Source organism: Pseudomonas tohonis, assembly GCF_012767755.2.
Taxonomy (GTDB): Bacteria; Pseudomonadota; Gammaproteobacteria; order Pseudomonadales; family Pseudomonadaceae; genus Metapseudomonas; species Metapseudomonas tohonis.
Genome location: NZ_AP023189.1, coordinates 3888685 through 3903071 on the forward strand (window position 1 = coordinate 3888685; position 14387 = coordinate 3903071).

At 69.0% G+C, this 14387-nt stretch carries 11 protein-coding genes; 8 read left to right on the forward strand and 3 right to left on the reverse strand.

Translation table 11 applies throughout. The features are described 5' to 3' along the window. Window positions 1-6 precede the first annotated feature (6 nt). Entirely contained in the window at window positions 7-1170 is a 1164-nt protein-coding gene (locus HSX14_RS17580) for an acyl-CoA dehydrogenase family protein (protein ID WP_173180347.1), read from the forward strand. Between the two features lie 160 nt (window positions 1171-1330). Then, the gene (locus HSX14_RS17585; RefSeq protein WP_173180346.1) at window positions 1331-2629 is read left to right on the forward strand and encodes an MFS transporter; all 1299 of its coding nucleotides are present in this window, start codon (window positions 1331-1333) and stop codon (window positions 2627-2629) included. Here the strand turns inward: HSX14_RS17585 and HSX14_RS17590 are convergent. Both HSX14_RS17590 and HSX14_RS17595 read right to left on the reverse strand, forming a co-directional pair. After that, complete coding sequence (locus tag HSX14_RS17590) at window positions 2593-3555, reverse strand: LysR family transcriptional regulator (RefSeq protein WP_173180345.1); 963 nt, start codon at window positions 3553-3555, stop codon at window positions 2593-2595. The two genes, HSX14_RS17585 and HSX14_RS17590, sit on opposite strands and share 37 nt — an antisense overlap. A 338-nt stretch (window positions 3556-3893) precedes the next feature. Further along, window positions 3894-4817, reverse strand: a complete 924-nt coding sequence (locus HSX14_RS17595) for a LysR family transcriptional regulator (RefSeq protein ID WP_173180344.1) — start codon at window positions 4815-4817, stop codon at window positions 3894-3896. A gap of 116 nt (window positions 4818-4933) precedes the next feature. Between HSX14_RS17595 and HSX14_RS17600 the strand changes: the two genes are divergently transcribed. The 6 genes from HSX14_RS17600 (at window position 4934) to HSX14_RS17625 (ending at window position 11574) form a co-directional block, all read left to right on the forward strand. Further along, the gene (locus HSX14_RS17600) at window positions 4934-6262 is read left to right on the forward strand and encodes a serine hydrolase domain-containing protein (protein WP_173180343.1); all 1329 of its coding nucleotides are present in this window, start codon (window positions 4934-4936) and stop codon (window positions 6260-6262) included. A 115-nt stretch (window positions 6263-6377) separates the two neighbouring features. Next, complete coding sequence (locus tag HSX14_RS17605; protein WP_173180342.1) at window positions 6378-8258, forward strand: DUF1302 domain-containing protein; 1881 nt, start codon at window positions 6378-6380, stop codon at window positions 8256-8258. Window positions 8259-8260: 2 nt separating this feature from the next. Then, complete coding sequence (locus HSX14_RS17610) at window positions 8261-9607, forward strand: DUF1329 domain-containing protein (RefSeq protein WP_173180341.1); 1347 nt, start codon at window positions 8261-8263, stop codon at window positions 9605-9607. Between the two features lie 11 nt (window positions 9608-9618). Then, window positions 9619-10806, forward strand: a complete 1188-nt coding sequence (locus HSX14_RS17615) for an acetyl-CoA C-acyltransferase (RefSeq protein ID WP_173180340.1) — start codon at window positions 9619-9621, stop codon at window positions 10804-10806. Window positions 10807-10910: 104 nt separating this feature from the next. Beyond that, window positions 10911-11294, forward strand: coding sequence for a YidH family protein (locus HSX14_RS17620; protein WP_173180339.1), 384 nt, complete (start codon window positions 10911-10913; stop codon window positions 11292-11294). After that, entirely contained in the window at window positions 11287-11574 is a 288-nt protein-coding gene (locus HSX14_RS17625; RefSeq protein ID WP_173180338.1) for a DUF202 domain-containing protein, read from the forward strand. The genes HSX14_RS17620 and HSX14_RS17625 overlap by 8 nt, the downstream gene beginning before the upstream one ends. A 720-nt stretch (window positions 11575-12294) precedes the next feature. Here the strand turns inward: HSX14_RS17625 and HSX14_RS17630 are convergent. Continuing rightward, window positions 12295-14262 (reverse strand): alkyl/aryl-sulfatase, encoded by a 1968-nt coding sequence (locus tag HSX14_RS17630; protein WP_173177220.1) that lies wholly within the window; start codon window positions 14260-14262, stop codon window positions 12295-12297. Between the last annotated feature and the right edge of the window lie 125 nt (window positions 14263-14387).

Below are 14387 nucleotides of genomic sequence, written 5' to 3' on the forward strand. Positions count from 1 at the left end.
ACGCACATGATCGAACCAAGCGAAAAGGCCGCGCGCATCATCGCCGGCATCCAGGCCTTCGTCCGTGACGAGCTGGCCCCGCTCGCCGAGCGCGAAGGCATCCTCTGGGGCGAGCCGGTGCCCCGGCCGCTGCTGCGCGACATCTGGCGCCGCTCCTGCGAACTGGGCTTCTACAACGTGATGCTGCCCGAAGCCCTGGGCGGTGCCGGGCTCAACGTCGCCGAGCTGTGCGCGGTGAAGGAAGCGGCGGTGCTCACCGGCTCGCCCCTGGCCCCGCACGTGCTGGGCGAGCTCTCCGGGCCGCCGCGCATCGGCCACCTGTTCCGCGTGGCCAGCGAGCACCAGGTCGAGGCCTTCCTGCGCCCGGTCTGCCGCGCCGAAAAGGCGGTGTGCTTCGCCCTCACCGAGGCCGAGGCAGGCTCCGACGCCACCGCCATCACCACCGAGGCGCGCCTGGAAGGCGATCACTACGTGCTGCGCGGCGCCAAGCGCTACATCTCCGGTGCCTCCTATGCCGACCTCGCCGTGCTGCTCGCCGTCACCGGCCCCGGTCGCGGCCCGCAGGGCATCTCGGCGTTCTTCGTCGACCTCGCCGCGCCCGGCGTGCGCGTGGACAGCGACTATTCGGTGATGTCCGGCGGCGGCGCCCATGGCGACATCGTCCTGGAGGACGTGCGCGTGCCGGTGGCCAACCGCATCGGCGGCGAAGGCGAAGGCTTCAAGCTGGCCATGGGGCGCATCACCCTCAACCGCCTGCTGCACTGCCCCACCATGCTCGGCATGGCCGGCCTGGCCTTGCAGCTGTCGCTGGACCACGCCCGCACCCGCAAGCAGTTCGGCCAGCCCATCGCCATGTTCCAGGCGGTCAACCACATGCTCGCCGACATGGCCACAGAGCTCTATGCCGCGCGGGCCATGATGTACGCCACGGCGGCCAACAACGATGCCGGCGGCGACATCAAGGTGCAGGCGCCGATGTGCAAGCTGTACGCGTCGGAGACCGCCTTCCGCATCATCGACAAGGCCGTGCAGGTGCATGGCGGCGCGGGGCTGATCAAGGGGCATCCCGTCGAGTGGCTGTTCCGCGCGAGCCGTATGATGCGCATCCTCACCGGCACCAGCGAGATCCAGCGCAACACCATCGCCAAGGGCATCCTGATGCCGGGCTGAGCCCCGACGCGCACTCCCGGGGGCGCGCCGGCCACGAATCCGGCCGCCCCCGTGGGCTGCGCCCTTGCGCGTTTTCCGCCCTGCACGGCCCCGGGCCGTCGCAGCCCCGTCCGCCAGGGAAGCCGGACGGGCTTCCAGAACAAGAACAACGAGAGTTCCCATGACCCGAGAAGACACTGCCTTCCGCCCCGGCCCCGCCTGGACGATCGCCTTCCTGCTGGCCTTCATGATGCTGGTCAACTTCCTCGACAAGGTCGTCATCGGCCTGGTCGCCGTGCCCATGACCGAGGAGCTGGGCCTGTCGCCCACCGAGTTCGGCCTGATCGGCGGCGCCCTGCACTGGCTGTTCGCCGCTTCCGCCGTGGTCGGCGGCTTCCTCGCCAACCGCCGCCCGACCCGCACCCTGCTCCTCGGCATGGGCCTGTTCTGGGCGCTGATCCAGCTGCCCATGCTGCTGGCCAGCTCGCTGTGGATGATCGTCGCCTGCCGCGTGCTGCTCGGCATCGGCGAGGGCCCCGCGTCCCCCGTGGCCACTCACGCGCTGTACAAATGGTTCCCCGATGATCGCCGCAGCCTGCCGGTGGCCCTGCTGCACTCCGGCAGCGCCATGGGCCTCCTGGTGGCCGGCGCGATGATCCCCTGGGTCAGCCTGCACTACGGCTGGCGCACCAACTTCGCCGTGCTCGCCGTGATCGGCCTGGTGTGGTGCGGGCTGTGGCTGCTGCTGGGCCGCGAGGGCACGATCGATTCCCTGCGCCGCGGCCAGCTGGCGACGCCCGACGCTCACCGCCTGCCCTACCGCCGCCTGCTCGGCGACCCCAGCGTGCTGGGCAACTACCTCTGCCATTTCGCCGCCAACTGGTCGCTGGCCCTGACCCTGACCTGGGTGCCCAGCTACCTGCAGGTCGGCCTGGGCATGGACCCGCTGCGCACCGGGCACATGTTCGTGCTCTTCGTGGTGGTCACCACCCCGCTCAGCCTGTTCATGGCCTGGGTCTCCCAGCGCCTGCTGCGCCGCGGCCTGCCCTCGCGCCTGGCGCGTGGCGCCTTCGTCTCGCTCTGCCTGATCGCCGGCGGGCTGTTCTCCGCCTCGCTGATGCTGGAGCTGCCGGTCGCGGTGCGCATCGTCAACCTGACCCTCAGCGGCGGCCTGGCCCTGGTGATGTATTCGGTGGGGCCGGCGATGCTCGCCGAGTTCACCCCGGCCAGCCAGCGCGGCGGCATCCTCGCCATCGGCAACGCCGTGGCCTCGCTGGCGGGCCTCTCGGCGCCCGTGGTCACCGGCCTGCTGGTGAGCGGCGCGGGTGCCGCCCATCCGCAGGGCTACGCCCAGGGCTTCCTGGTCTGTGGCGCGGTGCTGGTGGTGGCGGGCCTGGTCGGCCTGGTGACCATGAACCCGCAACGCTCGCAGGAGCGCCTGGCTCAGGACGAGACGTCGGCCGCCTGCTCGCGGGCCTGATCGCCCTCCGCGCCGCGCTCGATCAGGGCGCCGCGCCAACGCCCGCTGTTCACCGCCTCCACCAGCAGCGATCGCACCAGGTCGCGCATGCAGGAGGCCGCGAAGGACAGCGGCCGGTGCACCGAATAGGCGATGGACACGGTGCGGGTGATGCGCGGCTCGACGATCAGCCGCGCGGTGGTCGGCTGGAACAGCTCCAGCAGCGGCGGCCAGTTGCTGATGGTCGCCGCCAGCCCGCTGCGCACCAGGCTGGCGATGCCCGGCGTCGACTGTTGCTCGTAGGCCACGTTCAGCACCACCCCCGCCTCCATCGCCGCCTGCTCGATGCGCCGCCGCAGGTGCAGCGCGCGCGGCGGCATCACCAGGCGCGTGGCGCCCGCCTCGGCGAGGCTGATGGGCGTCTCCTCCCCCTCGCCGTGCCCGACCCAGTAGAGGTCCTCGACGAAGATCGGCTCGGCGGCCACGTGCTGCAGTTCCTCGGCATTGGGCAGCACGCCGAAATCCACCTTGCCCAGCTCGATGGCCTGGCCGCCCTCGCGGGTCAGCCCGTCGCACACCGTCAGGGCGATGCTGGGGAATTTCTCCGCCGCCCGGGAAATGATCTCCGGCAGCAGCAGCGCCGAGGCCGTCGCCGGGATGGAGATGGACACATGGCCCTTGGGATCGCCCCGCGTGGAGGCCAACTCGTCCTTCACCGAATCCAGCTTCTGCACCACCGAACGCGCCACCTCGTAGAGCTGGCGCCCGGCACCGGTGAGCGCCACGCCGTCGTGCTGGCGCTCCAGCAATTGCACTTCCAGTTCGTCTTCCAGCAGGCCAATCTGCCGGCTCAGGGCCGGTTGCGCGATGAACGAGCGGCGCGCCGCCGCAGAGAAGCTACCCGCCTCGGCGATGGCGATCAGGTAGCGGAGCTGCTTGAGGGTCATGGAGGTCTCACCTATGCCGAACTGATATGGCTGCCATCTGGAATCGCTATGGGCGGCGTTTCTTAAGGCGCGCCTAGTATTCCTGAAAAACCGGCAAGACGGGATGCCCATGCACACAGCATCCGGCCCCCAGGGCCAACAACCCTATCGAAAAAAGCGCTGAAAGCCTTGCCAGGCAATGGACACAGATCGAAGAAGGGGAAATCCACGCCCCCCCGCACGCACCACGGGAACCTGCCCGGGAATCACACCTTCACGCCCCGGGGGGCACGCCGCAGCCCTGCGCCGGGATCGACTCCGCGAGCAAGCCATAACAGGATTGGATGGTTAACCCCGAATCACTCCGGGTGCATCGCCTCGACGCCGAAGTTACCCTTGGCGATCTCCTCCCCGAACAACTCGATGGCCCGGCGGCAAACCGGCGAGAGAAAGCCGTGGGTGCGGGTCGCCATCCCGATGTGGCGGTTCAGGTTGATCTCCCCCGGCGCCAGGTCCAGCGCCGCCATGCCGGTGCCAAGGAACTCGCGGCTATAGCGGGCCAGGGTCAGCATGCGGCTGCCAACGATCAGCTGGTAGGCGTTGGGGCTGCTGAAGTCCGCCTCCACACGCGTGGCGGGCACCGGCAGGCCGCGCTGGCTGAAGGTCTCGTCGAGCATGCGGCGTACCGTGATATGCCCCGCCGGCAGGGCCCAGTCCTCGCCCACCAGGTCCTCCAGGCGCAGCTGCTTGCGACGGCACAGCGGGTGGTCGGCGTCGGCCGCCACCACCAAGCGGTCTTGGTACAGGGGCTGGATGTCCAGGTCCGGCTCGAAGGCCTGGATCGGCACGAAGACAATGTCCAGGTCCCCCGCTCGCAGGGCGCTCAGCAGTTCCTGGGCCATGCGGCAGAAGAGCTTGAGCTTGGCCGCGGGGCGCTCGCGCAACAGCCGCTTGCAGGCGATGTGCAGCAATTGGTCGGGGAAGGTCAGCGAATAGCCGATGCGCACCATGCCCTGCTCGCCGGTGAGCAGGCAGCGCATTTCCGCCATGGCGTCGTCGTAGTCGCGGCGCAGCTTCTGGGCGCGCTCCAGAAACAGCTCGCCGGCCTGGGTGGGGCGCATGCCCTGGGGCACCCGCTCGAACAGCTGCAGGCCCAGTTGCTCCTCGACCCGGCGCACCGCCTTGGTCAGCGCGGGCTGGGAAATGCCTAGTGCCTCGGCGGCCTTGCCGATGGAGCCGCTGTGGCGGACGGCGACGACGTATTCAAGATCACGGGTGTCCAAAGGGCATTCCTTCTGGTTATGACTTCGACCTCAGAGGTTCATTGTATCTATGCCTGGTGCTGCCTAACATCCGCAAAAAAGCCCCCCGGGCACAACCCGCCAATGGGATAACAACAATGACGCCATGCCCCTCCCCGTCGCGCCAGCGGCACGCCCTCGGCCTGCTGCTGGGCACCGGCCTCCTGCTCACCTGCACCCTGCAACCGGCCCAGGCCACCACCGCGCCCAGCGCCGGTGTGATGCAGGGCTTCCCTCCCGCTCCGGAGCTCCGCGTGAACAAAGCCAACGCCTTCCTGCCGCCGTACCTGCGCTGGTCCATGACCCATGCCCGCGAAGTGTCCGCCACCCGCAATCTGGCACGGGCACGCACGCCCCTGGTTCTGGCCGCCGGCCAACCGCTGGACCTGGCCGCGCTGAGCTTCAAGGCCGGCGATGAAACCCTCGACCTCGACCGTTACCTGCAGGAAACCGTCACCGACGGCTTCATCGTCCTGCATCACGGGCGGGTGGTCTACGAGCGCCACCTGGACGGCCTGGGCGAACGCCAGCCGCATATCTGGGCCTCCATGACCAAGTCGGTCACCGGCCTGCTGGCCGCGCAGTTCATCGCCGAGGGCACCCTCGACCCGCAGGCCCGCCTGGCCCGCTACGTGCCCGAGCTCGAAGGCACGCCCTTCGGCGAAAGCAGCGTGCGCGCCAACCTCGACATGCTGGTGGAGGTGGCCTACCCGGAGAACGTGCCGCCGGACCTCGGCCTGTTCGCCGCCACCGGCCTGATCCCGCGCAAGGCGGGCATGCCCGAGGACATCTACGCCTTCCTCAAGATGGCCCAGCGCAGTGGCGACAACAGTGGCGCGGCGCCGTTCTTCTACCAGAACGGCTCCCCCGAAGCCCTGGCCTGGGCGCTGCGGCGCATCTCCGGCAAGACCTGGGCGGAACTGGTGGAGGAACGCATCTGGTCGCGCTTCGCCGAAGAAGACGCCTACGTGCAGGTGGACGCATTGGGCACAGAGATGGCCAGCGGCGGCATCAGCTGCAACCTGCGGGACACCGCGCGCTTCGCCGAGCTGGTACGCCGCGAACTGGGCCGCGAGACGCCCGGGGACAGCTTCAACCAGGCGGTGCGCAGCCTCCTCCAATCCGGTGACAAGGCAGCCTTCGACCGCGGCAACCTGGCCCCCGGCCGCCCGGGCTACACCTACCGCAACTACTGGTTCCAGAAGAACGATGGCGACGGCTCTCTCGAAGCCAGCGGGCGCTTCGGCCAGAAGATCTACATCAACCCCGCGCGCGAAGTGGTGATCGTCAAGCTCTCGGCCACGCCGGACCAGGCCCGCCGCGCCACCAGCGTCAGCGGCGAAGACCGCGCCGGCACCCGCGCCATCGACTCGGCCACCACCTTCAACAACCTGGTCAGCGCCCTGCTCGGCCAACTGCCGCACTAGACCCCACCCCGGCCACGCCAAAGGCTGCGCAGGCGACTGCGCAGCCCGGGCGGCGCTTTGCCCCGTGCACAGCCCAGGCCGGCCACCGACCCGACAACAACAACGAGAGGGTTACATGAACGATTCGACCTCACCCCAGCGCGACCGTATCCGGCGCGCCTTCCGCCCCACCGCCCTGGCCCTGGGCGTCGCCCTGGCCGCAGCGGGCCCGCTGTCCCAGGCCGCCACCTGGCAGCTGGACGACGACTGGAGCCTGACCAGCAACACCTCGCTGTCCCTGGGCACCAGCTGGTCGCTGGAGAACGCCGACAAGCACCTGATGAACAAGGCCGACGCCGCGACCATCGGCAAGACCGGTACCGGCACCAACTACAACGGTGACGACGGCAAGCTCAATTACGAAAAGGGCGACACTATTTCCACCCTGTTCAAGGGCCTGACCGACTTCGACCTCAACGACGGCTCCCAGGGCGCCTTCGTCCGCGTCAAGTACTGGTACGACCACGCCATGGAGACCGGCAACGGCGACTTCACCCGCTTCGATGATTCCGGCTGGCAGGACCTGGCCCGCTTCAAGGGCTTCGAAGTCCTCGACGCCTACCTCTGGAAGGACCTCGAGCTGGCCGGCCGCCCCCTGAGCCTGAAGCTCGGCAAGCAGGTACTGAGCTGGGGCGAGGCGCTGTTCCTGCAGAACGGCGTGAACGCCATCAACCCCCTGGACGTCTCCGCCTTCAACCGCCCCGGCACCGAGCTCAAGGAAGGCCTGCTGCCGGCGGAAATGTTCAGCTTCAACTACGACCTGACCGACGCCGTCAGCCTCGAGGGCTTCTGGCAGTACAACTTCCGCCCTTCGGTGCTCGAAGGCTGCGGCACCTTCTTCAGCTCCAACGATTCGCTGCAGGAAGGCTGCGGGGCCGACAAGCTGATCGCCGGCGGCATCTCCAGCACCGCCAACTCCAGCGTGGAGAACGCTCTCGATGTGCCCGCGGCGCTGCGACCGGCCTCCGAGCGCTACCTGCAGCGCACCGCCACCGACTGGGCCAGCGACAACGGCCAGTACGGCCTGGCCATGCACTACCTGATCGACTCGCTGAACAACGCCGACCTCGGCCTCTACTACTTGAACTACCACAGCCGCACGCCAGTGCTCTCGGGGGTGATCGCCCGCCAGGCGCCGAACGCCGGCGGCAACCCCGGCCCCAACATCAACACCGGTGACTACTTCACCGTCTACCCGGAGAACATCCGCCTGTTCGGCGCCAGCCTCAGTGCGGTGGTCGGCGACACCGCCGTGTTCAGCGAGTTGAGCTACCGCCCCAACATGCCGCTGAACCTCAATTCCTCCGACCTGGTCAACCTGCTCGCCGGCCAGGCCAACAGCTGGATCATGCCCATGAACGCGGCGCAGCTGGCCGGGGCCCGTGGCAGCCGGGTGGATGGCTACCGGCGCAAGGAAGTGTGGCAATTCAGCCTCGGCGCCGCCGACAGTCTGTCCAACGTGCTCGGCGCCCAGCGCCTGGCCTGGGCCGTGGAGGCCGGCGCCAACTGGATCGGCGGGCTCGACCCGCAGGACGAGCGCTTCGGCCGCTCCGGTGCCTTCGGCCGCACGCCCACCTCCGATGGCACGCCATGCTTCACCCCCTCGGCACAGAACGCGGCGGGCCTCACCGCCGAGGAGCTGGCCGCGGCCAACCACTGCAACACCCACGGGGTGATGACCGCCTTCTCCTGGGGCTATCGCCTGCGCATGGGCCTGAACTACGAAGGCGTGCTGCCGGCCACCGTCATCACGCCCTCGATCAACTGGCGCCACGACGTCGAGGGCTATGGCCCCAACTTCCAGGAAGGCCAGCAGGCCGTAGGCCTCGCCCTCACATTCGACTACCGCAACGACTACTCCCTCGAGCTGGCCTACAACAGCTTCTTCGGCTCGAACAAGTTCTCCGTCATCGATGACCGCGACTTCGCCTCGGTCACCCTCAAAGCGAGCTTCTGACCATGACTCCCGCCTTCAAGCACCTCACCCTGGCCATCGCCCTGCTGGCCGCCGGCTCCCTGGCCCAGGCCAAGGAAAACGACCCCGCCCGCCTGGACGGCCCGCTCACCCCGGTGGGCGCCGAACGCGCCGCCAACGCCGACGGCAGCATCCCCGCCTGGGACGGCGGCATGAAGCCTGGCGCGGCACCGGTCAGCGCCAACGGCGACTACAGCGACCCCTTCGCCGCCGAGCAGCCGCTGTACGAGATCACCCGGGCCAACCTGGAGCAGTACCGCGATCAGCTCAGCCCGGGCCAGCAAGGCATGCTCACCCGCTACCCGGACTACCGCATGCGCGTGTACCCCAGCCACCGCAGCGCCACCGTGCCACAGGCCTACCTCGACGAGACCCGTGCCAACCTCGCCAAGGTCAGCCTGACCGATGGCGGCTACGGCCTGGACGGCTACAACTTCGGCGTGCCCTTCCCCCAGCCCACCGAGGGGCTGGAGGTGATGTGGAACCACCTGACCCGCTACCGCGGCGGCTCCATCCGCCGCCAGTTCGCCTCGGCCACCGTGCAGGAACGAGGCGACTACACCCTGGTCAACTCCGACGGCCTGACCGCCTTCCGTGAACGGGTCAGCGACCTCGAACCCGGCGAGAACCTGCTGTTCTTCAACCGCGTGCGCACCACTGCGCCCTCCCGCTATGCGGGCGAGGTGACCCTGGTGCACGAGCCCATCAACCAGGTCTCCGGTCCGCGCTCGGCCTGGCAGTACAACCCCGGCCAGCGCCGCGTACGCCGCGCCCCCACCGTGGCCTATGACAGCAGCGCGCGCTACAGCTTCGGCCAGGTGGTGGCGGACAGCGTCGACGGCTACAACGGCGCGCCCGACCGCTACGACTGGAAGCTGCTCGGCAAGCGCGAAATGCTCGTGCCCTACAACGCCTACCGCATGGCCAGCAAGCAGGTGCGCTACGCCGACCTGCTCAAGCCTGGCTACCTCAACCCAGACTACGCACGCTACGAGAAGCACCGCGTCTGGGTGGTGGAAGCCACCCTCAAGCCCAACAGCCGCCACGTCTATGGCAAGCGCCGCTTCTATCTCGACGAGGACACCTGGCAGATCCTCGCCTCCGACATGTACGACGCCCGTGGCGAGTTGTGGCGCAGCTACGAATCGCACCTGGCCATGCTGCATGACATCCAGCTGCCGCTGACCGTGGCCGAAGCCACCTACGACCTGATCTCCGGCCGCTACGCGGTGAACTACCTGACCAACGAGGTCACCAGCAAGGCGCAGTATGGCGAGTCCATGTCCAAGGCCGAATTCACCCCGGCGCAGCTCAAGCGCCTGGGCAAGTGAGGGCACGCGCCATGACAGAAGCCGTCATCCTCTCCACCGCCCGTACCCCCATCGCCAAGGCCTTCCGTGGCGCCTTCAACGCCACCCGCTCGCCGAGCATGGCGGCCTTCGCCATCCGCGCCGCGGTGGAGCGCGCCGGCATCGAGGCCGGCGAGATCGAGGACCTGGTGATGGGCACGGCGATGCCCGCCGGCACTGCCGGCTGGAACCTCGGCCGCATGAGTGCCCTGGCCGCCGGCCTGCCGGTCTCGGTCAGCGGCCAGACCCTCGACCGCCAGTGCGCCTCCGGGTTGATGGCCATCGCCACCGCTGCAAAGCAGATCACCGGCGACGGCATGCAGGTGACCCTCGGCGCCGGCCAGGAGCACATCAGCCTGGTGCAGCATCGCCACAACGAGTGGATCGCCGAGTACCAGGACGAACAGGTCATCGCCCATGCGCCCCACGCCTACCTGCCCATGCTGCAGACCGCCGAGCAGGTCGCCCGGCGCTACGGCATCAGCCGCGAGGCCCAGGACGCCTACGCGCTGCAGTCCCAGCAGCGCACCGCCGCCGCCCAGCGCGAGGGGTTGTTCGCCAGCGAGATCGTGCCGGTGCGGGTGCGCAGGCAGGTCGTCGACAAGCACAGCAGTGCCACAGGCTTCGAGGAGGTTGCCCTCAGCCAGGACGAGGGCAACCGCCCGCAGACGCGCCTGGAAGACCTCGCCGCCCTGAAGCCGGTGATCGACGGCGGTTGCGTCACCGCCGGCAACGCCAGCCAGCTGTCCGACGGCGCCAGCGCCTGTGTGCTGATGGATGGGCGCCTGGCCGAACGACGCAACCTCGACCCCCTGGGTGCCTACCGCGGCATCGCCGTGGCCGGCCTGGCGCCGGAGGAGATGGGCATCGGCCCGGTGCTGGCCGTGCCGAAGCTGCTCAAGGCCCACGGCCTGCGGGTGGACGACATCGGCCTGTGGGAGCTGAACGAGGCCTTCGCCTGCCAGGTGCTGTACTGCCGGGACCGGCTCGGCATCGACAACGACCGGCTCAACGTCAACGGTGGTGCCATCGCTATCGGCCACCCCTATGGCATGAGCGGCGCGCGCATGGTCGGCCACGCTTTGCTGGAGGGCCGCCGACGCGGCGTGCGCTACGTGGTGGTGACCCTGTGCGTGGGGGGCGGCATGGGTGCCGCCGGCCTGTTCGAGGTCTACGGATGAATGCCTTTGCCGGCCACGCCTCGCTGCCCGCCGGCATCCCCTGAAGCCCCCCCTGCGACCGCTCAGCCTTGCGCCCGGCGGTCCTTCACTTTCGCCGAGTAGCCATGCCCAGATCCGCACCACGCTCCCCGCTCAGCCAGCGCCTATTGGGCGGCGACGAACCCGACCCACGCTTCACCCTGGCCAACGAACGCACCTTCCTGGCCTGGATACGCACCGCCCTCGCCCTGCTGGGCGGCGGCATCGCCGTGGAGACCTTCGCCGGGCACGCCTTCGAGCCCCGCCTGCGCCTGGTCATCACCCTCGGCCTGCTGTCGCTGAGCCTGCTCGTCAGCCTGGGCGCCTGCCTGCGCTGGCTGGCGGTGGAGCGCGCCCTGCGTCATCGCCGCGCCCTGCCCCTGCCGGCCCTGGTGCCGGCGCTGGCGCTCGGCTGCTGCGTGGCGGCGCTGATCCTGGCCGGGCTGTTCTGGCCGCGCTGGCATGCGTGAAACCCAGGCCGAACGCACCGAACTCGCCTGGCGCCGCACCCAGCTCTCGCTGCTGGTGATCGCCTGCCTGGCCCTGCGCGGAGCCGAACCGACGCTGGCCCTGCTCGCCCTCGGCAGCGCTGCCGCCCTCTGGCTCGGCCAGCGCCCGCGCTACCGCCACGGCCTCGCCATGCTCCGCGACGAACGCGGCCAACCCCGCGCCGCCGCCGTGTTCGGCACCGGCCTGGCGATGGTGGCGATGACGCTGCTGGCGATGGTGAAGGCCGTGATCACGGGCTGACCCGCATCCGCGGGCTGAAGCCCGGGCTACGCAGGCGGATGCGATGGGCAGTAACCGGACCGCGGAGCGTGCACCTGGAGCTCGCCGAAAGCAGCGTGCGGTGGTCTCGAGAACGGCGCTTTCAAGGCCATTCTGGATGCCTGGAACGCCCATCTGCGTTAAGTGTTGCTGGAAGATTTCGAGTCCAGCTGATTGCCGAGCTTTGCTGATGTTTCTGGTTTCGCCCCCCCGGGCGAGTCCCTTTTTTCAGTCGCCAAAAAAGGAACCAAAAACGCTTGCCCCTCCATACGGGTCTGGCTGAAGCCAGACTTCCCTCGCTCCATCATCATTTCAGGGGCACGGCGTAACGGGCCATCCATGGCCCGGTACGCCTTTCGCGACATCCATGTCGCTCAACCCCTGAAACGACGATTGCGCTCGGCCTCCTGAAAGGGGCGTTTGGCGATTGCTCCAACGTCGGTGCTCGATACTTCACATTGATGTGCGCGCCACCACCGAGTGAACGCTGCGGCTGGCGGCTTTCGTAGGATGGTGTAGAGCGAAGCGAAACCCATGCGGTGGGTGTGCCAGGAATCCAGAAAGGCCCTGAAAGCACCGTTCTTGAGCCTTTCGTTGAATCCGCAACAGCTAACGCAACCAACACCAGAGAATTCGCTCCTGCATGTTTCCCCAATGCGCGCAAACACCCTGCCCACCGGCCCGGCGGGCAGGCCGCGCGTTTCAGGGGGTGACGAGGTTGAACTGCGGGTTGGGCTCGTCCAGCCCGCCGAGCAGCCGCAGCAGCTTGATCCGCCCCTGGTCGATCTCGATGCCGCCGATCATTGACTCCTTGAGGAAGCCCGTCTCCTTGAGGGCGATGCGGTCGAGCAGCGCCTTGGTCATGCTCAGGCTGACGTCCGGCTTGGCGTGGCGTGCGCCGTTGCGGTGGGTGAGCACGCCGTTGCGCAGGGTCAGGGCGTAGTCCTCACCCAGGTCGCTGAAGCGCCAGTTGATCAGCAGGTCCTCGTCGGCCGCCTTCATCGCGTCGATGCGCACCGCCAGGTAGTCGAAGAACAGGCTCGGGGTCAGCGCACGGATCATGTCCGGCGCGCTGTTGCGCGCCTTGGCCCGGGCCACGCCCTGGCGCAGTTCCAGCGCGCCGCTGAGGTAGACGTTGCGCCAGGTGGCGTTCTCGCTCTGGTAGCCGAGCTGTTCCAGGGTGTCGGCCTGCAGCTCGCGCGCCGCCTGGTTGTCCGGTTCGGCGAAGACCAGGTGGTTGAGCAGTTGCGCCGCCCAGCGGTAGTCGCCGCCTTCGACCGCCTTGCGGGCGCCGGCCAGCACCGCGTCAGGGCCGCCCATGGCCTCGACGTAGCGCTTGCCCGCCTCTTCCGGCGGCAGCGGGTCGAGGTTGGCCGGGTTGCCGTCGTAGAAGCCCATGTAGCGCTGGTACACGGCGCGCACGTTGTGGCTGAGGGAGCCGTAGTAGTCGCGGCTGTACCACTTGCCGGCCAGGCGCGGCGGCAGGGTGGCGAGCTTCGCGGCGATCTCGGTGGGCGTCAGCCCCTGGTTGATCAGACGCAGCGTCTGGCTGTCGAGGAAGGCGTACATGTCGCGCTGGTCGGCCAGGTACTCGCGGATGCGCGCGCCGCCCCAGGTCGGCCAGTGGTGCTGGGCGAACAGCACCTCGGCCTTGCCGCCGTAGCGCACCAGGGCATCGTCCAGGTACTGCGCCCAGACCTTGGCGTCGCGCACCAGGGCGCCGCGCAGGGTCAGCACGTTGTGCTGGGTGTGGGTGGCGTTCTCGGCCATGCACAGGGTCTTGAACTGCGGGAAGTACATATTCATCTCGGCCGGCGCCTCGGTGCCGGGGGTGAGCTGGAATTCGATCTCCACGCCGTCGACGGTGCGGGTCTCCAGCGCCTGGCCGATGACCTCGCTGGGGGCGATCAGGGTCACCGTGGCGTTGCTCGGCGTGCCCTTGCCCAGGCCCGCGTCCACCTGGCCCCGCTCGCCACGTGGCAGCAGCGAGCCGTACATGTACTGCGCCCGGCGCATCATCGCCGGGCCGGCCAGCACGTTCTCGCTGACCGCGTGCTCGAAGAAGCCGTCCGGGGCGATCACCCGCACCTTGCCGGCCTTCACGTCGGCCTCGTCGATCACCCCGCGCACGCCGCCGAAGTGGTCGACGTGGGCGTGGCTGTAGATCACCGCCACCACCGGCTTGCGCGGGCGGTGCCTGTAGTACAGCTCCAGGCCGGCGCGGGCGGTCTCGGCGCTGATCAGCGGGTCGATGAGGATCAGCCCGCTGTCGCCCTCGATGACGGTCATGTTCGACAGGTCCAGCCCCCGCACCTGGTAGATGCGCTCGCCGACCTGGAACAGCCCGGCGATGTTGTTCAGCTGGGCGATGCGCCACAGGCTGGGGTTGGCGCTGGCCGGCGCGGCGTTGCCATCGAGGAAGTCATAGGCCCGGCGGTTCCATACCTCGCGGCCCTCGGCGTTGGCGATGACGCCCCCGAAGGGCTCCAGCAGGCCGCGCCGGGCGTCGTCGAAATCGGCGGTGTCGGAGAACGGCAGGCGCTGCAGCCAGGCCTGGTTCAGCTCGGCGGTGATGGCCGTGGCGGGCTTGCCGGGGGCGACGGAGTCGGCGTGCACGGTGCCGCAGGACAGGAGCGCCAGGGCGACGGCGCTGAGACGGGAAATGGGCATGAAGGGGCTCTTTCTGGTCTTGTTGGAATGAGCGACCGCAACGGACGCCGCCCGACTGTAGGGAGCACGGCGCGCGCCGACCAATACCAGAGGCGCATGCCCCCCATGCCGCACCGCGATGGCCC